Consider the following 21032-nt stretch of genomic DNA (forward strand, 5'->3'; position numbering starts at 1 on the left):
CATAGCCCCCGTCGTTAATAACAACGAAGGATTTCGTTGGCTCGCCCTAACGTCCGCATTGCCATTTTGCACACAGACGTTATTTGCGTTTGCCAATCGAGACAAATTTTAAATCTTCTGGGGCCATAAAATTCACCCGCAGACGAATAATCTTATTGTCTGTCTTTTGTTCGTTTATAGATGATTATGTGCGCGAACTGCGCAATCTGATGGAACTGAGGATCAAGCTAAGGACCAAACTGAGATTCAGCCGCACCGCCTGCGGCATAAATTACGGAAACAACAAGACCGCCGGGCACGGCCTTGTTTTGTCTGTTCCGGCGTCAGTCGTCCTTGGCGCCGGCTATGCCTAATTCCTGAATTTTGCGCGTGATGGTATTGCGTCCGATGCCGAGACGTACCGCGGCATCGTTCTTGCGCCCATGAGTATGACGCAATGCAATTTTGATCAAAGCCGATTCAAATTGCCGGCCCAGCACATCCATCACATCGGCGTCGCCATTGCTGAGCATTTGCGCGGCTTCAATCTCCAGCAACGCGATCCAGTTCTGTTTTTCATTTTGCAGCTCGCCACTGACAGCGACTTGCCCTGGCGGCGTCGACGACGACGACGAATCAGGATAATGCGTGGCGGCGACAGGTGCTGCAAGATGCGGGTCGAACGCTACCGGCCGGTTTGCCGGGCTTTCCAACTGCAGGCTTTGATCGCGGCCGCCAACCAGATCTTGCGGTAAATCCTTGACCTCTACAGTCTGGCCGGGCGCCATCACGGTAATCCAGTTGCACAGGTTTTCCAGCTGACGGACGTTGCCCGGCAAGTCCAGGCCGCTCATGAAACGCATGGCGTTATCGGATACCCGCTTGCTTTCAACACCAAGTTGCTTGGCGCTCTGGCTGAGGAAGTAGCGGGTCAGGATCGGGATGTCTTCGCGCCGCTCGCGCAAGCTCGGCAGGCGCAGCCTGATCACGTTCAAACGGTGATACAAGTCTTCCCGGAACAGACCTTCCCGGACCCTGATCTCCAGGTTCTGGTGGGTCGCGGCGATAACGCGGACGTTGGCTTTCAACGACTGATGGCCGCCCACCCGGTAGAAGTGGCCGTCCGACAAAACCCGCAACAAGCGGGTCTGCAAATCAAACGGCATGTCGCCGATTTCATCCAGGAACAGCGTGCCGCCTTCGGCTTGTTCAAAGCGGCCGCGGCGCGATGCCTGGGCGCCGGTAAATGCGCCGCGTTCATGGCCGAACAATTCCGACTCCAGCAAATCCTTCGGAATCGCTGCGGTGTTGAGGGCAATGAATGGCTGCGCCGCGCGCGGACTATGCTTGTGCAGGGCGCGCGCTACCAGCTCTTTACCGGTACCCGATTCGCCAGTGATCAGCACCGTCACATTCGATTGCGACAAGCGGCCGATGGCGCGAAATACATCCTGCATCGCCGGCGCCTGCCCCAGGATTTCCGGTGTCTCGGCAGACGCTTGCTCGACATTCGCTTCGCGCAAACTTTCTTCCAGCGCACGCCGGATCAGTTCGACTGCCTTGTCGACATCGAACGGCTTGGCCAGGTATTCGAAGGCGCCGCCCTGAAATGCGGCAACCGCAGAATCAAGATCGGAAAAAGCGGTGATGATAATCACCGGTACGCCGGGAAACTTGGCTTTGACGGTTTGCAGCAACTCCAGGCCGGATGCGCCCGGCATGCGGATATCGGAGACCAGCACCTGCGGCGTGCTCGATTGCAGCGCTTCGATTGCATCGCGCGCATTGGAGAAACTCTTGGTACTCAGGTTTTCGCGGGCCAGCGCTTTTTCAAGCACCCATCGAATCGATTCGTCGTCGTCAACAATCCAGATTGGTTTCATGTGGTTTCTGCTGCGTCAAGAACGCAGTCCTTTAAACTGTTTGTCATCGCGATGAAGCCGCACTATCAACTTGCCCATCTTGCAGGCAGGCATCAAGGTAGCGGTATCAGAATTCTGAAATCTGTATATCCCGGCCGACTTTCGCATTCGATGACACCCATGTGCTGCTGCACAAAGGTTTGCGCCAGCGTCAAACCCAAACCGCTGCCGCCATCGCGTCCCGATACCAGCGGATAAAAAATGCGTTCCTGAATCTCGGCCGGGATGCCAGGTCCATTGTCGATGATATGCAAGTCTAGTGCCAGCCGGTAACGCACCTTGGCCAAGGTCACCTGCCGCACTACCCGGCTCTGGAAAATCAGTTCGGCATCGCCGGCTTTGATACGCTCGCTCAGCGCTTGTGCAGCGTTGTGGGCAATATTCAAAATCGCCTGGATCAGTTGCTCCTTGTCGCCACGGAACTGCGGGATCGACAGATCGTAATCGCGCTTGATGCTCAAACCGCTCGGAAATTCAGCCACGATCAGGCTGCGTACCCGCTCGCACACTTCATGGATATTGACGTCGCCGACGATCTGCGCCAACCGGTGCGGCGCCAGCAGGCGGTCTACCAGGGTCTGCAGGCGATCGGCTTCCTTGATGATGACTTGCGTGTATTCGCGCAATTCCTTGAGGTGGCGCTCCGGCAGCTCCAGCTCCAGCAACTGGGCGGCGCCGCGGATGCCGCCCAAAGGGTTCTTGATTTCGTGCGCCAGGTTGCGGATCAGCTCTTTGTTGACCTGGCTCTGGTCGATCAGACGCTCCTCGCGCTCAAGCTTGAGTTGTTGCACGTTTTCGCGCAGCTCGATCAACACCGGCATGTCGGGATTGTCGAGGGCGGTGACGATGGTGTCGACCCACAATGGTTCGCGCCCCATGCGTTCCAGGATCAGGTCCTGGCGCGAATCGTCGAATTGATGTTGCAGCGCTTGCTGGTAAATCGCAATCAGCTGCTCCGGATTCAGGAACAGGTCTGACAGGGTCTGCTGTAATAGCAAGCGGCAGGAGCTTTCCAGCAGATTTTCCGCAGCGGCGTTGGCAAACACCAGGCGGCCGTGCTGATCCAGCACCAGTACCGCGGACGCCAGCAAATCCAGGCTGGCAAGTGCATTCCGTTCGGTGGCTTTTATTAACATCCTGACATCCTTATTAAAAAGCCTGATCCAGGCAAACAGTGGCGCCGCCGGCATTGGGTGACATGCGCTGCAGCAAGCAAAGCAGCCCCTGGCATCTCGACGTCGCTAACACTGTCTGCGTGATTGAAATGGTGCATTTTCCGAGCATAACAAGCTTTGTAAGCAATGTCGGTGGGTAACATGCAGAATCGCCACATTATGGTGCGTCCGGCCCTGGCATTATCTTAAACCGGATAGGCAAAAATAAAGGCCGCAGTAGCGGCCTTATGGATTAAGCAAGGTTGATACCATGCGCGGTATTACTTGAGATTCGACAGTTCCCGGTTGAGGGCGTCGATATTTTTCTCGCTGCGGGCAATATCTTCTTTCATGGATGCCACCCGTTCCTGGTACTTGGCGTAATTGCGTTCGTTGCCTTGGCGATCCGGCGTGCCATCGTTGTAGTCTTTCTTGAGATTGGCCAGGCGCTCCTGCTCACTCTTCATCTCATCCTGCAAGATCTGGCGGCGATCGTTGTCGCGCGCCTTTTGCGTGCCGTTATCCACCTTCGGGAAATCGGATGGCGTTGATGCTGCGGGCTTGCTGGAAGCCGAGCTACCGCCGCCGCTCGGCTTGCTGGAGGAAGTCACAGTCAACGGCGGCAAACTGACGCGTTTGCAGCCTTTGGTATCGCCGGTGTTCTTGTATTCCTTGACGCCGTTCTGGTCAACACACAGAAAGACTTCGCTTTGGGCGTGCACGGCGGCGCTGAACATGCCACCGAACATGCTGACCGCTGCCAACAGCAGGAATCCCCGGGAAAAACGCAACATTGGACGCTTCATAGACTCTCTTTGCAATTCGATCGAGACGCTAGTTTATGCCAAGAAACTTCCCATGACAAACCATCCTACACAATATAAATTACGACACGCAGATAAAGAAAACAAGCATGCAAAAAAAACAAAAGGACAGGAAAAATCTCCTGTCCTTTTTTATCTTGCCGGTCAGCCTCGCGCAAGGCAAGGCAGGCCTTCAAAACTTACGAATTAACTTATGACTTATACCGAATAGTACATGTCGAATTCGATCGGGTGCGTCGTCATGCGGTAGCGCTGAACTTCCTGCATTTTCAAGTCCAGGTAAGCATCGATCATGCTGTCGCTGAATACGCCGCCACGTGTCAGGAACTCGCGATCCTTGTCCAGCGCTTCCAGAGCTTCTTCCAGCGAAGCGCAAACTGTAGGGATCAATTTGTCTTCTTCCGGTGGCAGATGGTACAGATCTTTCGATGCTGCTTCGCCCGGATGGATCTTGTTCTGCACGCCGTCCAGACCGGCCATCAGCAACGCCGAGAAGCACAGGTACGGGTTAGCCAGCGGATCCGGGAAACGGGTTTCGATACGACGGCCCTTTGGATTCGCAACGTGCGGAATACGGATCGAAGCCGAACGGTTACGTGCCGAGTAAGCCAGCTTGACCGGTGCTTCGTAGCCTGGAACCAGACGCTTGTATGAGTTGGTGCCTGGGTTGGTGATCGCGTTCAGTGCCTTAGCGTGCTTGATGATGCCGCCGATGTAGAACAGCGCGAATTCGGACAGGCCGGCATAGCCGTCGCCAGCGAACAGGTTCTTGCCGTCTTTCCATACCGATTGATGCACGTGCATGCCGGAACCGTTGTCGCCAACGATAGGCTTAGGCATGAAAGTAGCAGTCTTGCCGTAGGTGTGGGCAACGTTCCAGATCACATATTTCATGTTCTGGGTCCAGTCAGCGCGCTCAACCAGAGTCGAGAACTTGGTGCCGATTTCATTTTGGCCGGCGCCAGCCACTTCGTGGTGATGCACTTCAACCGGGATGCCCAGCGATTCCAGGATCAGGCACATTTCCGAACGCATGTCTTGGAAGCTGTCGACCGGTGGCACTGGGAAATAGCCGCCCTTGACGGTTGGACGATGGCCGGTGTTGCCGCCTTCGAGTTTGGCGCCGGTGCTCCAGGAAGCTTCTTCGGAACCGATCTTGACGAAGCAGCCCGACATGTCGGAACCCCAACGGACGTCGTCGAAAATGAAGAATTCTGGTTCTGGACCGAAATAGGCGGTATCGCCCAGGCCGGAAGCTTTCAGATAGGCTTCAGCGCGCTTGGCGATCGAACGCGGGTCGCGGTCGTAGCCCTTGCCGTCGGATGGTTCGATCACGTCACATTGCATGAACAATGTGGTTTCTTCCATGAACGGGTCGATGTTGGCGGTGTTCGGATCCGGCATCAACAACATGTCGGAAGCTTCAATACCCTTCCAACCAGCAATAGAAGAACCGTCAAATGCATGACCCGACTCAAATTTATCGATATCGAAATGAGAGACCGGAACAGTTACGTGCTGCTCCTTGCCTTTGGTGTCAGCGAAGCGAAAATCAACGAATTTAACTTCGTTGTCTTTTGCCATTTTCAAGACTTCTGCGGCCGTCATTGCCATGTGAATCTCCTAAAATATGAAAGTACTGCAATTTAAATTGTGTGACCTGCTCAGGATCTGTTGCACGCGGATCTCAGCGTCGCAGTAACATCATGGACAGGTAGTGAGCATCCTCAGACCGGACAGCAATTCAGTACGACCAGAACTCAGTGCAGGATGATAGCAGAATCCATGCCACCATCCGTTTGGGAAGTAATGCTTATTTGGTTTGGTAATTAGCTTGTTTAGAAGGTTTTATTTACCTTTTCACATGGTTAGCCTTACCATTTGAGCAATATTGAATCACCAAACAGGTGCAAAGAAAATTGAAAGCACCATTTTTGTGCGTGCACCTGAATAAATCATGGATTAGCACCAATTAAGTGCGTCTGAAGCTTAAATAAATCATCATTACGGAAACCAACATTTTGCAGGAGAAATTCCATGACTAGCAGCAACGAAATCCTGGCCACTGCCAAACAACGTGGTCAAAATGATCACCTCCCCTATGCCGGCGCCGTCACGCCGAACGAGGCCTTCTCTTTACTGGAGAGCGATGTCGCCACAATCCTGGTAGATGTCCGCACCAATGCTGAACGCGACTGGGTCGGCCGGGTGGCGATCCGCGAGCCGCAGCACGCCGCGGTGCAATGGTCGCAATATCCGGGCGGTGTGCAGAATCCTGATTTCCTGGCGCAACTGGCGCAGGTTGCGGAAAAAGGAACGCCATTATTGTTCCTGTGCCGCTCCGGCGTGCGCTCGCAACATGCGGCCAAGCTGGCCACAGAAAACGGCTACAGCAACTGCTTCAATATTCTGGAAGGTTTCGAAGGCGATAAGGATAACAACGGCCATCGTAAAAACGTCAGTGGCTGGTGCAAGGCCGGGCTGCCTTGGTCGGGTGCTTGAGGAGTTTTTGTAGGGTGGGCACGCTTTTGTGCCCACGCGTGACCTCGATAACCGGAGTTAGGGCCTCCGCGGCACGTAAATAGACCTATGCGTGGATTGAATTCACGCGTGGGCACAAAAGCGTGCCCACCCTACCTCTTTCTTATTTTTACTTTTGATAAGCCAATATCCGGTTCTCATATTTCTGGTCTTCGAATACGTGCCAGGCAGTACCGATGTCGACGAAGCCATAGGCGCGGTAAAAGGCCAGCGCCTGTACATTGCCGGCCCAGGCCGTCAGCCAGAGCCTGGCGCCGACGCTGTCGATCGCGTGCCCCAGCAGCACGCGGCCGATGCCGCGCCCGTGAAAATGTTCCTGCACGTATAGCGTGTCGACCTCAATCCCCCCGAAATTCTTTTCCTCGCAGCGCGAATCCAGATCGAGCAGGATATAGCCAAGCAGATTTTCTCCGTCCACTTTCACAAACAAGCGGTAATCGGGATCGGCGATGATCTCGCGGAAATACTCCGGCGTAAAAGTCGACAGTACCTCGCGCGCCAGGTCGTCGCTGACGCCTTCGGTGGCATAGGTGTGCAGCCAGACCTGGATCGACAGCGCGGTCAGGCTCATGGAATCGGCTTCTACGGCGTCACGAATCACATTGCGCCCTTCAAATTCATGCACGCGTAAGCGAAGCGATCGCAACGCGCGCCGCGGCCAGGTCCCAGGCGGCCTGACCGACGGTCTTGTACACTGGCAGCAGCGCTTCCTGGACAAAACCGTGGGCCAGCACATCGGGCAGTTCGCGCACTTTGCTCCAGTCGACCTGCGCTTGCAGCAAATCACCGGCTTCATGCTTGGCGCCGGCCAGGCAGTCGACTACCACGGTGCGGCTGTGTAAAAGTGCGGCCGGGAACTCCACCATATCCGGTTTGAAAGCGCCTACGCCAATCGCCAACGTGGTTGCCGCGATGTTGGTTGGAATCACGGCGGTGCGCGAAGTGGTCAAGGCTATCAGGACGTCTGTGTGCGGCAAATCGGTGGCCAGCGCCGCAGCAGCCAGCGGCTTGATTGCGATATGCGGATGACGCAACAGCAAAGCATCGCAAAATGCCTGGGTCTTTTGCAGATCGCGGGCGGCTACCCAAAATTCGTTGACGCCGAAATACTTGATCAAGCCGTCGGCATGCGCGATGGCTTGCACCCCGGTGCCGATCAACAGCGCGGATTTCGGCTTGAACGGCAGCAAGGCTTCAATGCCGAGCAAACTTACCGCGGCCGTCCGGCGCGCGGTAACGGTAGGACCATGCAACAGCGCAAGGCGGCGGCCGCTGGCGGCATCGAACACTACCACTTCGCCCTGAATCGCCGGTAGCTGGTACTGGGCATTATTGGCATGCACTGTGATCAGCTTGGTCATGCCGATATCGGCAGCGATAGCCGGCATGCATAACAGCACGCTGGCCTTGTCGATTTCCACCACCATGCGTTCGGGCGCGTTAATCGTGCCTTCACGGAGTTGTTGCGCAACAGTTACCAGCGCAGGCACCAGCTCGGAATAAGGCAGTGCGGCGGCGGTGCTTTCGGCGTCGAGAATTTTCATGTTGTTTTGACGAAAAAAATGAATCAGCGCAGGAAAAAACCTTGCGGGAACGGATCGCTGTCTTCCAGCACCCACTGGTTGAAACCCATGATGTGGGCGTTACCGGTCACTTCAGTATGCACCGCATCGAATTCGCCGACTTTGGTAGTGCCGGTCACCCGAACCTTGAAACAACTGCCGACAATACTTTCATTCACCAATGTTTGATTCAATGCCAGTTTCTGCCGCAGGAACAATTGCGCGGCGCGGCCCGAAGTGCCGGTGCCGGTCGGCGAACGGTCTACTTCGCGGTCGGCAAAGATGCAGACATTGGCTTGATCGGCATTCGGATCGTTCGGTGCGCCGTCGACGATGGTGCCATACAAGGTATCCAGGCCCGGCTCCAGCGGATGCTGGATTTTCACCTTGTCCTTGACCGCCTGCTTGGTTTCCGCGCCCAGCTGAATCAGGTTGCGCACCAGCTCCGGCTTGATCTTGAGGCCAGTCTGATCGGCATTCATGTAGTAGTAGAAAGCACCGCCGAAAACGATGTCGCCGGTGACCTTGCCAAAGCTCGGTGTCTCGACCTCGACATCGCGCTGATAGATAAACGCCGGCACATTGCGGAAGGTAACTGCGCCGGCGCGCGTGCCGTCCCACTCGACCTGCGCTTCGATGAAGCCTGCGGGGGTATCAAAGCCGATGCGCGTCAGCGGCATCGTACGTTCCACATGATTGAGTTCCACCAGCACTTTGCCGAGCGCAATGATGCCGTGGCCGCACATGTCGCTATAACCTTCGTTATGGATGAAGATCACGCCGAAATCGGCGGCCGGCGTCACTGGCGGCAACAGATACGCACCGTACATGTCGGCATGGCCGCGCGGCTCGTTCATCAGGAACTGGCGGACGTCGTCGCGCTGCTCCTTGAGCCAGCTGCGACGTTCGAGAATTGTCTCGCCCGGTACCGGCGGCAAACCGGAAATCACGATGCGCAACGGCTCACCGCCGGTGTGTGCATCTACCGTGTGTATGGTGCGTGTATAACTTAACATGGGAATTTTGTTTGAAGAGAATTGCGAATATGGTGTCGGGTGGGCACCCGTGTCAACGCATGAACCTGGATGCCCTGCCTGTATCTGCACCGCGTGGGCAAAAAAACTTGCCCACCCTACCTGTTCGCATGGACGTAGGGTGGGCACTGGTGCCCACGCGTGAGCCGATTAGTAGCTGATTAGTAGCTGGTCAGCGCTTCCGGCACACCGGCCTTGAAGCGATAAACCGTTACCGGCGATTGCTTCAGGTCGTGGTTGGCGTCGAATTCATAAGAGCCGGCTACACCCTTGTAGTGAATTTTTTCCATCGCCGACACGTATTTCTTAGGCTCTACCGAATTGGCTTCCTTCATCGCTTGCGCGATCAGCATCATGCCGTCGTAGAACGATGCTGCATAGGTTTCTGCAGGACGGTTGTAACGCTTCTGGTAGTCAGCTGCGAAAGTTTTGCCTGAAGCCAGTTTGTCCAGCAAGGCCCCGCCCTGTGTGCAATACACTTGGTCGGTAATCGCATCGCCGCCCAGACGGCCCATTTCCGGCGAACAGATACCATCGCCGCCCAGGAACATGGCGGTCACGCCCAGCTGTTTCATCTGGCGTGTCATCGGACCGCCTTGTGGCGCATAGCCGCCGTAGAAAATCGCGTCTGGTTTCTTGGCCTTGATGCTGGTCAGGATGGCGGTGAAATCGGTCGCCTTGTCATTGGTGAAGTCATTGCCGAGCACCTTGATGCCGTTAGCTTTGGCGACTTTCGAAAACTCTTCCGCCAGGCCCTGGCCGTATGCAGTGCGGTCATCGATGATCGACACTGTCTTGACCTTCAGTTCCTTGGCCGCATACAGCGCCATCTTGCCGCCCAGCTGGCTGTCGCTGGCTGCTACCCGGAATACCGAGTGGAAACCTTGCAAAGTCACTTTTGGATTGGAGGCAACGGTGCCCATCACGATGCCGGCGTCGTTATAGACGCGCGATGCAGGAATCGTAACGCCTGAGTTGTAAGGGCCGACCACTGCCTTGACGCCCATGTCGACCAGCTTTTGCGCTACGCTGACGCCGGAACGCGGATCGGCCTGGTCGTCTTCCATCTGGGCGACGAACTTGATTTTCTTACCGCCTATAACCATGCCCTGCGCATTCAGCTTATCGATTGCCATGGCCAGACCGCCTTGGTTGTCGCGGCCGGCAGATGCCTGGGGGCCGGTCAGCGGGCTGCTGAAGCCGATTTTTACTTCTTGTGTCTCCTGCGCCATCGCGAGCGCTGGGAATGCAGCCAACATAACCATCATCAGTTTGGTCCGTGCGTACATGGCGTATCCTTTCGTCTGTCTTTAATAATAGTGTTTTTTTAATAATAGCACCCATCGTCAGGCGTGGGTGCCAAGGACGTCTCTTGCAGATCGAATCCTAGCAGGGACGCCGCCACATTAAATTCTTTTATGGGGCAGGTTCTCCGTAGATTCGATGGCAAAATGACTCGCCCCGGCTCGGATTTTAATTGCCGTACGGCGATCAGGGAAACAAATTGAAGGCAGGTGAAGGTAAGCGGACATGCGGGCCGAATCGGCGCCGGTCAATGGCAATCGGGTACGTTCTGGTCCAGGTAGACCTCGAAAGCGACGTTATTGATCCATTTTTTTCGATTGTCGGCCCAGTAGCCGCTATCACCCCATGCGCCGTTCAGTTGCTGCAGATAGGTAGCCAGTTCGGCATCTGCCGGCCTGACCACGAAGGTCAGCGTGGCCGAGCTACCATCCAGCGGCAAGCTGGCTGAGAATTTCTTCCATTCGGGCAGGTCAAGCATGCCGTTCAAGACTGCATCGTCATGTACTGCGGCGTCGCAGACGCCGGTCCTGAGCGCCAGCAAGGCGTCGGCCGGCGCTTTAACTACTTTTTCTACGGCGCCATAGCTGGTCGCCAAGATACCCACATAGGCTCCGCCTCGCGCCACGCATACGCTGCGGCCACGCAGTTGCGCCGGCCGCTTGATGTCGGTATCGCTGCGCATGATCAGTCTGGGGCGTGCCTGATAGCTGGTCGGCAGCAGTGTTGCGCTTGCGCGCAGCGTGTCGGCATCGGCCTGTTTCAGATTCAACAGCAACAGATCGACTTTGCCCTGCGCCAGCAGTTGCTGCCGATTCTGCGCCGTGACTTTTGCTGTCCGCAGTGTGACGCCCAGGCGCTGCGCCAGATCTTCAGCGGCGGCGTTGTAGAAACCTTCCGGAGTCCGATACTTTGCGCCCGCGGCATATTCCGGCACGACATAGCTGACGCCAACCACCAATTGGCCGCGCTGCTTGATCTGTTGCAAGCTGGCCGCCGTAGCTGTAGCGCTAACCTGCAACGTACAGGCAAGTAACAGTAGCGCGAATCGGAGGAATGAAAACGGCGGCATAACGATCATTGGTCCCGGATCAGACGTACTGGTAGCGCAATACCCTGTGCTTCAGATTTTCCAGAATGAACTGATCGATCAGCGCCGCCAAAATGGCGATGGCAAGGATGTTGGTCATCACACCGACCATGTCCGCAGTTTCACCGGCATAGGCCAGGGTGCGCCCCAGCCCTTTGCCAAAACCGATCAGCATTTCCGCCGAAATCAAAGCGCGCCAGGCGTTGCCGAATGCCAGCTGGGCGCCGGTAATCAGTTCCGGCATGACCGCCGGCAAATACACCCGTTTCAACATATCCCAACGTGTTGCGCCCATCACCCGCGCTGCCGATACATGCACCTGCTGCACGCTTTCGGTGGCATTCATGACGCTCAATGCAGCAGGGAAAAATGCCGCCAGTGCGACGACCACCATGATCGGCAGATTACCGAAACCCATCAGTATCAGGAACAGCGGCACCCAGGCAATCGACGGAATCGACTGCAGGATGATGATGGCCGACTTCAGGACTTCGCGGAAGAAAAACAGGACGGCACCGATCAGGCCGAAGCCGATCCCGCACAACATTGCCACCGCATAACCGCCGCCGAGCCGGGTCAGGCTACCCCACAGGGCGGTACGGAATTCCGGCGTCAGCGCTTCTTGCCACAAGCGCTCCAGCACTGGCAACACCCCAGGCATCAGGAAATCAGGCAAGGACCACGCTGCAATCTGCCACAACAGGAAAATAAACAAAATGGCCAGCAACATGGCTAGTTTTTTGCGGTAACCGACCAGCCGGCTTTGAGTACTCATAGATGAACCAAAACAATACGTAGTTGTTGAAATTAGGCCGCCCGGGACAGCGCGGCCGGCGATGCCGGGTGGTTAAAAACGGCGTTAAAGTTTGCGATCCTTTTGCCAGTCCAGGTCAATGATCGCATTGACGTTGAACGGCTTGCCGTCACGTGTTTTGAGCGAGCCCTGCTCTTGCAGGATATTTGCCAGTTCCTGCATGCGCGCCAGTTCCTTGGCGGTCAGCACGGCGCTGAATGTCTGGCTCTTGATCGCATCGCGGATCACCGTCTCACGCGGCAGATCGCCGTGCTTCAGTGTTTTCAGAGTCGGATCGGCGATGAAATAGCCGGCGATCAGTTTCGATGCTGCGGCCGGATCTTTTTGCAGAAGATCGATCGCTTCGCGTTGCGCATCCAGCGACTTCCAGACCGCATCACGACGCTTAGCCAAAGTCTCGCCGGAAGTAATCACCACCATGCAAGGGAAAGGCCAGACTTCGCCGACTTCATAAATCTGTTTGACCGGCGCTACCAGTTTCGCAATGCTGGCTTGCGGTTCGAACAAAAAGGCGGCGTCGACACGCTTGCCCACCAGCGATTGCACCGCCACCTGCGGACTGACGCCGAGAATATTGACGTCGTCGGCTTTCAAACCGGCGTTCTTGAGCGTCACGCCTTTGAGGACGGTATCGGCAGTGCTGCCTTCCGCTTGCGATGCCAGGGTGTGCCCTTTCAATCCAGCCACATCCTTGATACCGCTATCTTCGCGCACCACGATCGCATGATAGCCATGCTGAGCACCGGCCACCACCTTGAGATCGGCGCCTTTGGAAGCCCAGGCGGCGGCATTGGTGAAGCCCAGCACGCCGCTGTCAAGCTGGCCGCCGACGATGGCTTTGATCAGGTCGGTACCGGATTTGAACTCGATCAGTTCTACGTCCAGCCCATGCTTCTTGTAGAAGCCGCCTTCAAAGGCGGCAATTGCCTGGGCATCGTCCATGACCCGCAGATAACCGATCTTGAATTTCTCGGCGGCGCCGGCCTGGCCTGCCAGTGTGAGCAACAGCGCCGGAATCAGCAATAACGGTTTCCATTGAATATTGAATTTCATGCGGCAATTCCCTCAAGTTTTTTTGCGAATGCGTCTTGCTCTGCGTGAATTCCGAGCAGGCAAAGAATTTCCCGCCTGGTGGCGGCAAACTCGGATAAATCGTGGGTTTTCTCGTGGTGGTTCAGGTTGAACTCACGCAGCACCTTGGCCGGGCGCGGGCTGAACACCAGAATCCGGTCGGCCAGGAACAGGGCTTCGTCGACATCATGGGTCACCAACAGCACCGTCGGCCGCTCTTCCCGGATCAACTGGCGTAAGGAATCCTGCAAGGTCATGCGGGTCAGCGCATCCAGTGCGCCAAACGGCTCGTCCAGCAGCAATACTTTAGGTTTGGTGATGAAGGCGCGCGCCAGCGCCGCGCGTTGGCGCATGCCGCCTGAAACCTGGTGCGGATAGTAAGTTTCGAAACCCTGCAGGCTGACTTTGGAAAGCCAGTCGCGCGCTTGCTTACGCGCGTTGGCCTTGCTGACTTTTTGCAACTCCAACGCCAACGCCACATTCGCTTCCAGCGTCAGCCACGGATACAGCGCATTCTCCTGGAACATCAACATCCGTTCAGGATGCGGACCTTTGATCGCCTGGCCATCTGCCAGCACTGCACCGCTGCTGGGAGCGCCAAGGCCCGCCGCCAGATGCAATAAAGTCGATTTGCCGCAGCCGGAAGGACCGACCAGGGCGACCAGCTCGCCTTCTTCGATCTCGCGGCTGAAATCGGCGATCACGGGCAAACCGGAAAATTGTTTGTTGATATGTTGAAAAGATAACTTCATGGAAATGGCGGCCTTTGCGTCGTCTTGCAACGCCGGGCCTAAGTCGGCTAGCGTATATAAAGTGGATTTTTTATTCACTTTCCACTTTATCGATCAACTTTCCGCCTTACAACAACTTATAACTTCTATGCTTATGCGAAAAACAGATATAGAAACCTGTCATAGCATTATTATCCGGCCTCCAGCTTGCCAGCCGCCACCATCTCCGGCAAAGCCGTTGGCACGTCCGGAAAGCGCAAGCGCACCCCCAACTCGTGCTTGATACGCTGGTTTTGCAAACGACGCGATTCCGACATAAAGGACAGCAACATAGGCGACACCACTTGTTCCAGCTCGGCACGCGGCAGCCGCGGCGACAACGGTAAGCCGAAAGCCTTGGCTACCAGATCGAAGTATTCCGCCATTTTCAACTGGGAATCGTCGCTCGCGTGGTAGATGCGCAGGGGCGACGCCTTGAAGATTGCAGCCACGATGATCCGCGCCAGATCGTCGGCGTGAATATGGTTGGTATACACATCGTCAGCGGCGATCAGGGCCGGCGTCGCCTTTTGCAGGCGGGCCAGCGGTAGCCGGTTTGCAGCGTAAATTCCAGGCACGCGCAGGATCGCCAGGCGCCCGCCGCGACGCCGTGCCCACGCCCGCAATACTTGTTCAGCATCGACCCGACGCCTTGCGCGGGCGTTGTGCGGACTCACGGCGCGGGTTTCGTCTATCAGCGCGCCACCGCAATCGCCATAGACACCAGTGGTGCTGATGTAAACAAGAGTCGCCCGCTCGGGTAAAATGGCGGCCAGGTTACGGGTGCGCTGGTCTTTTTCACCTGCGGAGTGCGGCGGCGCCAGATGGACGACAATCTGCGCCAGACGGGCCAAGCGTCCCAATGTTGCCGGTTGATCAAGATCAGCCACCAACGGAATTGCTCCGGCAGCGCGTAATTCTGCGCAACGAGCTGCCTGGCTAGTTACCGCGAATACGCGAAACCGGTGCTTCAGCAGCGCTACCAAGCGCAATCCCACGTCGCCGCAGCCGAGAATCAAAAGACGCGGCTTGCCTGGCTTGCCGTCATGGTCATGGTTTTGTTTTATATTTTTCATTACAGGATTGTATGAGTTTTCAGATAACTGTTCAGCCTAGCGGTCGCCAATTCAGCTGCGACGAGGGCGAGACCATTCTCAACGCCGCCATCCGCGCCGGCGTCGGTCTGCCTTACGGCTGCAAAAACGGCGCATGCAGTTCGTGCAAAGGCAAGCTGCTGGACGGCGACATCACCCACGGCGCCCATCAGGAAAAAGCCCTGCCGGTCAAGGAAGAACAATTGGGCTTTGCCCTGTTCTGCTGCGCCACCCCGCATTCCGACGTTACCATCGAAGCGCGTGAAGTGGCGGGCATAGGCGAATTTCCGGTACGTAAAATGCCGACCCGCGTGGTCAAGCTCGACAAGGTGGCCGACGACGTCATCGTATTGTCGCTGCAATTGCCAGCCAACGAGCGCCTGCAGTATCTGGCCGGCCAATACGTTGAATTCATGTTGCGCGATGGCAAACGACGCAGCTACAGCATGGCCAACGCCCCTTACAAGGATGAATATCTGACGTTGCATATCCGCCACATGCCCGGCGGTTTGTTTACCGATCAGGTGTTTTCCACCATGAAAGAGCGCGACATCTTGCGCCTGGAAGGTCCGCTTGGTACGTTCTTCCTGCGTGAGGATTCGGACAAGCCGATGGTGCTGCTGGCCTCGGGTACCGGTTTTGCCCCGATCAAAGCCTTGATCGAACAATGCGCCCATACCGAATCGCAGCGGCCGATCACCTTGTACTGGGGCGGACGCCGCCCGCAAGACCTGTACATGATGGCGCTGTGCGAAGATTGGGCCAGCACGCTGCCGAACTTCAAGTTCGTACCGGTGATTTCGAATGCACAGCCGGAGGATCAATGGCAAGGTCGTAGCGGCTTCGTCCATCAGGCGGTGATCGAGGACATGCCGGATCTGTCCGCTTACCAGGTGTATGCCTGCGGCGCGCCGATCGTGGTGGAATCGGCGCAGCGTGATTTTGTCGCCCTGTGCAAGTTGCCGGCCGATGAGTTTTATGCGGATTCGTTTACTTCGGAAGCGGATCTGGCGTCCTAGCACCGAAATTTGTGGGAACAGCCGACAACAAAGGCGCAAATATTTTTTGACGCACCACACAAAAGGTCCTAATATTTGCGTCATGAACATGATCAAGACATTGTTGCGACGCCGTAACCCATTACCTCAGCCTGGTAAGCCGTGCGCGTGACCGTCGATTGATCACGAAGCCACAGGCGATGCCTGTGGTTTTTTTTTGCCCTTATTTTGGAGTAACCATATGGAACAAAGCGTGAAATTCAGCGACTACCCGGTCAACGACCTGATGTACATCACTAACCGCCCTCCTCTGGTGTTTACCGAAGGCGACGGCATGTGGATGACGGACCATACCGGCAAGCGCTACCTGGATTATCTGCAGGGCTGGGCGGTCAATTCGCTGGGCCACTCGCCACAGTGCATCCAGGATGCGCTGGTGGAGCAATCGAAGAAGATCATCAATCCTTCGCCGGCCTTTTACAATGCACCGTCGATTGAACTGGCTCGCCTGCTGACTGCCAACTCCTGCTTCGACCGCGTGTTTTTCACCAACAGCGGCGCCGAAGCCAATGAAGGCGCGATCAAGCTGGCCCGCAAATGGGGCAAGAAGAATCCGAACCAGGCCGGCCAGAACCGGTTTGAAATCATCACTTTCAATCACAGTTTCCACGGCCGTACCTTGGCCACCATGTCAGCCAGCGGTAAGCCGGGCTGGGATTCCATTTTTGCACCGCAAGTACCTGGCTTTCCTAAAGCCGAACTGAACGATCTGGCCAGCGTCGAAAAACTGATCAACGACAAGACCGTCGCGGTAATGCTGGAACCGGTACAGGGTGAAAGCGGCGTAATTCCAGCGACCCGTGAATTCATGCACGGCTTGCGCGAACTGACCAAGGCGCGCGGTATCTTGCTGATCGTCGACGAAGTGCAATCCGGCATGGGCCGTAGCGGCGAACTGTTCGCTTATCAGTTGTCCGGCATCACACCGGATATCATGACGCTCGGCAAAGGCATCGGCGGCGGCGTGCCGCTGGCGGCATTGCTGGCACGGGAAGAGATCGCCTGCTTCGAGGCCGGCGACCAGGGCGGTACTTACAATGGCAATCCACTGATGACGGCGGTCGGCGTGGCGGTGATCAATACCTTGCTGGCTCCTGGCTTCCTGCAATCGGTAAAAGACAAGGGCGCCTACCTGAGCAGCGAGTTGTTGAAACTTACCGGGAAACACGGACTCGAAGGCGAGCGTGGCGAAGGTTTGTTGCGCGCACTGAAACTGGGTAGCGACATCGGTCCGCAAATTGTCGATATCGCACGCGACCTGAATCCGGTAGGCCTGCTGCTGAACTCGCCGCGGCCGAACCTGCTGCGCTTCATGCCATCGCTGAACGTGACGATTGCGGAAATCGACCAGATGATCGCCATGCTGTCGGACGTGATTGGCCAGATCAAGAAGTAAGACTAACTAAAGGAGATAAAGGTGAGTACTCGATGACGATTAGAAATCTCTTTATCTGTTGCCTGGCTTTGTTGCTGGCAGCTTGCGGCGGAACCGGTTCGGTCCGCCCCGGCTCCGCCGACGACACACCCGTCAGCGAAAAGGGCAACGACATCGTCATCTACTCACTGGGCCTGATTGATACCAACTACCGATTCGGCGGCAAGAATCCGGAAGCCGGGCTCGATTGCAGCGGCATGGTCACTTATGTGTATAAGCAGGCGGCGGGGCTCAATGTCACCGGTAGCGCGGCAGATATCGCGCGCCAGGGAAGAAATATTTCAAAGGCCGATCTGCGCCCCGGCGATCTGGTTTTTTTCAATACCATGCACCGCGCTTTTTCCCATGTCGGGATTTACATTGGCGACGGCCGCTTCATCAATGCGCCGTCGACCAATGGCAAGGTGCGTATCGACCGTCTCGACAATCGTTATTACGCGACCCGATTTGAGGCTGTTCGCAGATATTTTGACTGATTGTTGTGGGCTGATATAAACAAAAACGCCGTTCCGGCTGATGCTGGAACGGCGTTTTTTTTATGCTGCGTGGGCACTGCGTACCCACCCTATTTCTTTATTTCTTCTTCGGGATGAACAGGTCGGTAATCGTGCCCAGGCCCATTTCAGCCGCAAACATCGGCGTCTCCGACAACGTCGGATGGGCATGGATGGTAAGCGCCAGGTCTTCGAGGTCAGCACCCATTTCCATTGCCAACACGGTTTCCGCCAACAGCTCGCCAGCATTCACGCCAACGATACCGGCGCCGATGATGCGTTTTGTGGTCGGATCCCACAACAGCTTGGTCATGCCGTCGTCGCGGCCCATTGCCAGTGCACGGCCACTTGCCGCCCATGGGAAATTCGCTTTTTCGAAAGGAATGCCTTTGGCTTTGGCTTCGGTTTCGGTCAGGCCCATCCAGGCGATTTCCGGATCGGTGTAAGCCACCGAAGGAATCGTCATCGCATCGAATTCAACCTTGTGTCCAGCGATCACTTCAGCTGCAACCTTGGCTTCGTTGGTGGCTTTGTGTGCCAGCATTGGATCGCCGCAGATGTCGCCGATGGCAAAGATGTGCGAAACGTTGGTACGCTGTTGTTTGTCGGCCGGAATAAATCCGCGATCGTTGACGATCACGCCAGCTTTTTCGGCTGCAATTTCCTTGCCGTTAGGACGACGGCCTACGGCCACCAGCACCATATCGTACAGTTGCGGTTCCGGCGCTGCCGGCGAGCTGCTGTCGGCACCTTCAAACGTTGCGCGCAAACCTTCTTTCAAGGCTTCCAGCTTGGTGACCTTGGTTTTCAGGTAAATCGCTTCGTAGCGTTTTTCGATACGTTTTTGCAGCGGCTTGACAACGTCGCGGTCTGCCGCCGGAATCAAGCCGTCGGCAAATTCGACCACCGTTACCTTGGAACCGAGCGCGTCATACACACAAGCCATTTCCAGGCCGATGATGCCGCCGCCGATGACCAGCAGTTTCTTCGGAATCTGACGCAGTTCCAGCGCGCCGGTGGAGTCGATCAGACGCGGATCGTCGTATGGGAAACCGGGGATGCGGGCAACCGAAGAACCGGCAGCAATAATCGCATTCTTGAAACCGACCACTTTCGGGCCGTCGGCGGTTGCTACCGTGATCGTGTTGGCTGAGCTGAATTCACCCTTGCCGGTCAACACTTGCACTTTGCGCGCCTTGGACAACCCGCTCAGGCCGCCGGTCAATTTCTTGATGACGCTTTCTTTCCAGCCGCGCAAGGCATCGATATCGATTTCCGGCGCCGACATCTTGACACCGAAATGCGCCATTTCTTCCGCTTCTGTAATCACCTTGGCTGCATGCAAGAGTGCTTTGGACGGAATACAACCGACGTTCAGGCAGACCCCGCCGAGGCTAGGATAGCGCTCGATCATCACCACGCTCTGTCCCAGGTCGGCGGCGCGGAATGCAGCGGTATAACCGCCAGGACCGGCGCCCAGCACCATGGTGTCGCACTCGATATCGACCTTGCCTGCGAAACTGACGGCGGCGGGAGCCGCTACAGCAGGCGCTGCTGCCGGAGCAGGAGCCGTAGCGGGAGCCGCGGCTGCAGGCGCAGCAGGCGCTGCCCCGGCAGCACCGACAGTTTCCAGCAACACGATCAGCGAACCTTCGCTAACCTTGTCGCCGACCTTGACCTTGATTTCCTTGATCGTACCGGCCTGGCTCGATGGGATTTCCATGCTGGCCTTGTCCGATTCGACGGTAATCAGCGACTGGTCGACCTTGACGCTGTCACCTACCTTGACCATCAATTCGATAACGTCGACTTCCTTGACATCGCCGATATCCGGCACTTTGATTTCGATCGTGCTGACGGCGCCAGTCGCTGCGGCTGGTGCAGCGGCAGCAGCCGGGGCGGCGGCAGCTGGCGCCGCAGCCTGTGCTGGTGCGGCAGCGGGCGCAGCAGATGCTGCAGCGCCGGCGGCTTCCAACACCAGAACCAGCGAACCTTCGCTAACCTTGTCGCCGACCTTGACCTTGATTTCCTTGATAATACCGGCCTGGCTGGAAGGAATCTCCATGCTGGCCTTGTCGGACTCCACCGTGATCAGCGACTGATCGACCTTGACGGTATCGCCCACCTTGACCAGCAATTCAATGACTTCTACTTCTTTGACGTCGCCGATATCCGGGACCTTGACTTCAACCATACTCATAGCGTTTGCTCCATGCTCGTTCCCCCGTCTGGAGGAAAAATGTGTGATGTAGTGTGATGCTGCGTGCTGTGCCCAGCGTGCCCTGCGCCGCCTAGGATTTCATTTCAAAACTGTGAATGCGCATCGGGGTGGCAGAGCTCTTATCGAATTCAACGCCGGCATGCACCCCGACTTCGGCGATACGCTGTGCGCTGACATCCTGGTCGTAGACTGCATACATCGCGCCCAAGGCAAAATTGCGGCCACTGCCTATGCCCCAGAAACGATCGAAACTGAACACTTCGCGATAGGAATACACACCGAAAATACCGTAAGGATTGGCAATCAAGGCAGTAATCTGCGATGACTCGTAGGGATCGTCTTCATCCTCTTTGGTATTCAGGAAATACTGGTCCTTGAGGATGGTGTGCACCTTGGAAAAGGTCTCGAATACCTCATCGCGCGTATTCAGCTTGCAGTCTTCTCCCATGCCGGTCAGCAGCTTGCGCATCACCGGGAAATGGGCGGCGGTGCCGGCCAGCGTGATATACGATTCGCCAACCTGGAATATCTTGTTGTTGACCTCATAAGCATGCGACAAACGGGTATCGCCGAACGTCACCAGCGAATCAGACGCAATCGCGATTTGCCCATTTTTTTTGACGACAACACAGGTAGTCATAGTTGCTCTCCATCGGTATGCCAAATG

The 21032-nt window shown here is 56.3% G+C and carries 20 protein-coding genes; 5 read left to right on the forward strand and 15 right to left on the reverse strand.

The window, feature by feature from the left end:
• Positions 1-323 precede the first annotated feature (323 nt).
• The 3 genes from ntrC to BM029_RS16420 form a co-directional block, all read right to left on the reverse strand.
• Positions 324-1862, reverse strand: coding sequence for a nitrogen regulation protein NR(I) (gene ntrC / locus BM029_RS16410; RefSeq protein ID WP_092437810.1), 1539 nt, complete (start codon positions 1860-1862; stop codon positions 324-326).
• Positions 1863-1954: 92 nt separating this feature from the next.
• Positions 1955-3037, reverse strand: coding sequence for a nitrogen regulation protein NR(II) (gene glnL, locus BM029_RS16415; RefSeq protein WP_092437888.1), 1083 nt, complete (start codon positions 3035-3037; stop codon positions 1955-1957).
• A gap of 299 nt (positions 3038-3336) precedes the next feature.
• On the reverse strand, positions 3337-3861 hold the full coding sequence (locus BM029_RS16420; RefSeq protein ID WP_244545089.1) for a DUF4124 domain-containing protein: 525 nt from the start codon (positions 3859-3861) through the stop codon (positions 3337-3339).
• Between the two features lie 52 nt (positions 3862-3913).
• Here BM029_RS16420 and BM029_RS25940 point away from each other — a divergent pair, with 52 nt between their 5' ends.
• Entirely contained in the window at positions 3914-4069 is a 156-nt protein-coding gene (locus tag BM029_RS25940; protein ID WP_170851110.1) for a hypothetical protein, read from the forward strand.
• A gap of 8 nt (positions 4070-4077) precedes the next feature.
• Here the strand turns inward: BM029_RS25940 and glnA are convergent, their stop codons facing one another.
• A complete protein-coding gene (gene glnA, locus BM029_RS16425) occupies positions 4078-5493 on the reverse strand; it encodes a type I glutamate--ammonia ligase (RefSeq protein ID WP_092416037.1) in 1416 nt (471 codons plus the stop codon).
• A 423-nt stretch (positions 5494-5916) separates the two neighbouring features.
• Between glnA and BM029_RS16430 the strand changes: the two genes are divergently transcribed.
• Positions 5917-6381, forward strand: coding sequence for a rhodanese-like domain-containing protein (locus BM029_RS16430; RefSeq protein WP_092437812.1), 465 nt, complete (start codon positions 5917-5919; stop codon positions 6379-6381).
• 148 nt (positions 6382-6529) lie between these two features.
• On the opposite strand, the gene BM029_RS16435 is transcribed toward BM029_RS16430, so the two are convergent.
• The 9 genes from BM029_RS16435 to BM029_RS16475 form a co-directional block, all read right to left on the reverse strand.
• Positions 6530-6991 carry a GNAT family N-acetyltransferase gene (locus BM029_RS16435; protein ID WP_170851111.1) on the reverse strand — a complete coding sequence of 154 codons (462 nt, stop codon included), beginning with the start codon at positions 6989-6991 and terminating at the stop codon, positions 6530-6532.
• A 46-nt stretch (positions 6992-7037) separates the two neighbouring features.
• Positions 7038-7964, reverse strand: coding sequence for a delta(1)-pyrroline-2-carboxylate reductase family protein (locus tag BM029_RS16440; RefSeq protein WP_092437816.1), 927 nt, complete (start codon positions 7962-7964; stop codon positions 7038-7040).
• A 23-nt stretch (positions 7965-7987) separates the two neighbouring features.
• Positions 7988-8998, reverse strand: a complete 1011-nt coding sequence (lhpH, locus tag BM029_RS16445; protein WP_092437818.1) for a trans-3-hydroxy-L-proline dehydratase — start codon at positions 8996-8998, stop codon at positions 7988-7990.
• A gap of 179 nt (positions 8999-9177) precedes the next feature.
• Positions 9178-10305 carry a branched-chain amino acid ABC transporter substrate-binding protein gene (locus tag BM029_RS16450; RefSeq protein ID WP_092437820.1) on the reverse strand — a complete coding sequence of 376 codons (1128 nt, stop codon included), beginning with the start codon at positions 10303-10305 and terminating at the stop codon, positions 9178-9180.
• 263 nt (positions 10306-10568) lie between these two features.
• Positions 10569-11306, reverse strand: a complete 738-nt coding sequence (locus BM029_RS16455; protein WP_244545090.1) for a transporter substrate-binding domain-containing protein — start codon at positions 11304-11306, stop codon at positions 10569-10571.
• Between the two features lie 103 nt (positions 11307-11409).
• Positions 11410-12183: an ABC transporter permease gene (locus BM029_RS16460; protein WP_092437823.1), complete on the reverse strand. Its 774-nt coding sequence runs from the start codon at positions 12181-12183 to the stop codon at positions 11410-11412.
• An 84-nt stretch (positions 12184-12267) separates the two neighbouring features.
• On the reverse strand, positions 12268-13275 hold the full coding sequence (locus BM029_RS16465) for an ABC transporter substrate-binding protein (RefSeq protein ID WP_092437825.1): 1008 nt from the start codon (positions 13273-13275) through the stop codon (positions 12268-12270).
• Positions 13272-14045, reverse strand: coding sequence for an ABC transporter ATP-binding protein (locus BM029_RS16470; RefSeq protein ID WP_092437892.1), 774 nt, complete (start codon positions 14043-14045; stop codon positions 13272-13274). Before BM029_RS16470 ends, BM029_RS16465 begins: the two co-directional genes overlap by 4 nt.
• A gap of 170 nt (positions 14046-14215) precedes the next feature.
• Positions 14216-15139 carry an SDR family oxidoreductase gene (locus tag BM029_RS16475; protein ID WP_092437826.1) on the reverse strand — a complete coding sequence of 308 codons (924 nt, stop codon included), beginning with the start codon at positions 15137-15139 and terminating at the stop codon, positions 14216-14218.
• An 11-nt stretch (positions 15140-15150) separates the two neighbouring features.
• Here BM029_RS16475 and BM029_RS16480 point away from each other — a divergent pair, with 11 nt between their 5' ends.
• From BM029_RS16480 to BM029_RS16490, 3 genes are all read left to right on the forward strand, one after another.
• The gene (locus BM029_RS16480) at positions 15151-16176 is read left to right on the forward strand and encodes a CDP-6-deoxy-delta-3,4-glucoseen reductase (RefSeq protein WP_092437828.1); all 1026 of its coding nucleotides are present in this window, start codon (positions 15151-15153) and stop codon (positions 16174-16176) included.
• Between the two features lie 232 nt (positions 16177-16408).
• The gene (locus tag BM029_RS16485; protein ID WP_092437894.1) at positions 16409-17611 is read left to right on the forward strand and encodes an acetylornithine transaminase; all 1203 of its coding nucleotides are present in this window, start codon (positions 16409-16411) and stop codon (positions 17609-17611) included.
• 32 nt (positions 17612-17643) lie between these two features.
• A complete protein-coding gene (locus BM029_RS16490) occupies positions 17644-18126 on the forward strand; it encodes a C40 family peptidase (protein WP_092437830.1) in 483 nt (160 codons plus the stop codon).
• Positions 18127-18223: 97 nt separating this feature from the next.
• Here BM029_RS16490 and lpdA read toward each other — a convergent pair whose 3' ends face one another.
• Together lpdA and BM029_RS16500 are read right to left on the reverse strand one after the other, a co-directional pair.
• Positions 18224-20344 carry a dihydrolipoyl dehydrogenase gene (gene lpdA, locus BM029_RS16495; protein WP_092437832.1) on the reverse strand — a complete coding sequence of 707 codons (2121 nt, stop codon included), beginning with the start codon at positions 20342-20344 and terminating at the stop codon, positions 18224-18226.
• A gap of 91 nt (positions 20345-20435) precedes the next feature.
• Entirely contained in the window at positions 20436-21005 is a 570-nt protein-coding gene (locus tag BM029_RS16500; RefSeq protein ID WP_092416050.1) for an Ntn hydrolase family protein, read from the reverse strand.
• Positions 21006-21032: the final 27 nt, after the last annotated feature.

The sequence above is a fragment of the Collimonas sp. OK607 genome (genome assembly GCF_900111995.1).
Lineage (GTDB): Bacteria > Pseudomonadota > Gammaproteobacteria > Burkholderiales > Burkholderiaceae_D > Collimonas.

What these genes read in the sequence shown, in the direction of transcription:
- ntrC (WP_092437810.1), bottom strand. Translation starts at nt 1,862, where the DNA reads ATGAAACCAATCTGGATTGTTGACGACGACGAATCGATTCGATGGGTG.
- glnL (WP_092437888.1), bottom strand. Translation starts at nt 3,037, where the DNA reads ATGTTAATAAAAGCCACCGAACGGAATGCACTTGCCAGCCTGGATTTG.
- BM029_RS16420 (WP_244545089.1), bottom strand. Translation starts at nt 3,861, where the DNA reads ATGAAGCGTCCAATGTTGCGTTTTTCCCGGGGATTCCTGCTGTTGGCA.
- BM029_RS25940 (WP_170851110.1), top strand. Translation starts at nt 3,914, where the DNA reads ATGACAAACCATCCTACACAATATAAATTACGACACGCAGATAAAGAA.
- glnA (WP_092416037.1), bottom strand. Translation starts at nt 5,493, where the DNA reads ATGGCAATGACGGCCGCAGAAGTCTTGAAAATGGCAAAAGACAACGAA.
- BM029_RS16430 (WP_092437812.1), top strand. Translation starts at nt 5,917, where the DNA reads ATGACTAGCAGCAACGAAATCCTGGCCACTGCCAAACAACGTGGTCAA.
- BM029_RS16435 (WP_170851111.1), bottom strand. Translation starts at nt 6,991, where the DNA reads ATGAGCCTGACCGCGCTGTCGATCCAGGTCTGGCTGCACACCTATGCC.
- BM029_RS16440 (WP_092437816.1), bottom strand. Translation starts at nt 7,964, where the DNA reads ATGAAAATTCTCGACGCCGAAAGCACCGCCGCCGCACTGCCTTATTCC.
- lhpH (WP_092437818.1), bottom strand. Translation starts at nt 8,998, where the DNA reads ATGTTAAGTTATACACGCACCATACACACGGTAGATGCACACACCGGC.
- BM029_RS16450 (WP_092437820.1), bottom strand. Translation starts at nt 10,305, where the DNA reads ATGTACGCACGGACCAAACTGATGATGGTTATGTTGGCTGCATTCCCA.
- BM029_RS16460 (WP_092437823.1), bottom strand. Translation starts at nt 12,183, where the DNA reads ATGAGTACTCAAAGCCGGCTGGTCGGTTACCGCAAAAAACTAGCCATG.
- BM029_RS16465 (WP_092437825.1), bottom strand. Translation starts at nt 13,275, where the DNA reads ATGAAATTCAATATTCAATGGAAACCGTTATTGCTGATTCCGGCGCTG.
- BM029_RS16470 (WP_092437892.1), bottom strand. Translation starts at nt 14,045, where the DNA reads ATGAAGTTATCTTTTCAACATATCAACAAACAATTTTCCGGTTTGCCC.
- BM029_RS16475 (WP_092437826.1), bottom strand. Translation starts at nt 15,139, where the DNA reads ATGAAAAATATAAAACAAAACCATGACCATGACGGCAAGCCAGGCAAG.
- BM029_RS16480 (WP_092437828.1), top strand. Translation starts at nt 15,151, where the DNA reads ATGAGTTTTCAGATAACTGTTCAGCCTAGCGGTCGCCAATTCAGCTGC.
- BM029_RS16490 (WP_092437830.1), top strand. Translation starts at nt 17,644, where the DNA reads ATGACGATTAGAAATCTCTTTATCTGTTGCCTGGCTTTGTTGCTGGCA.
- lpdA (WP_092437832.1), bottom strand. Translation starts at nt 20,344, where the DNA reads ATGAGTATGGTTGAAGTCAAGGTCCCGGATATCGGCGACGTCAAAGAA.
- BM029_RS16500 (WP_092416050.1), bottom strand. Translation starts at nt 21,005, where the DNA reads ATGACTACCTGTGTTGTCGTCAAAAAAAATGGGCAAATCGCGATTGCG.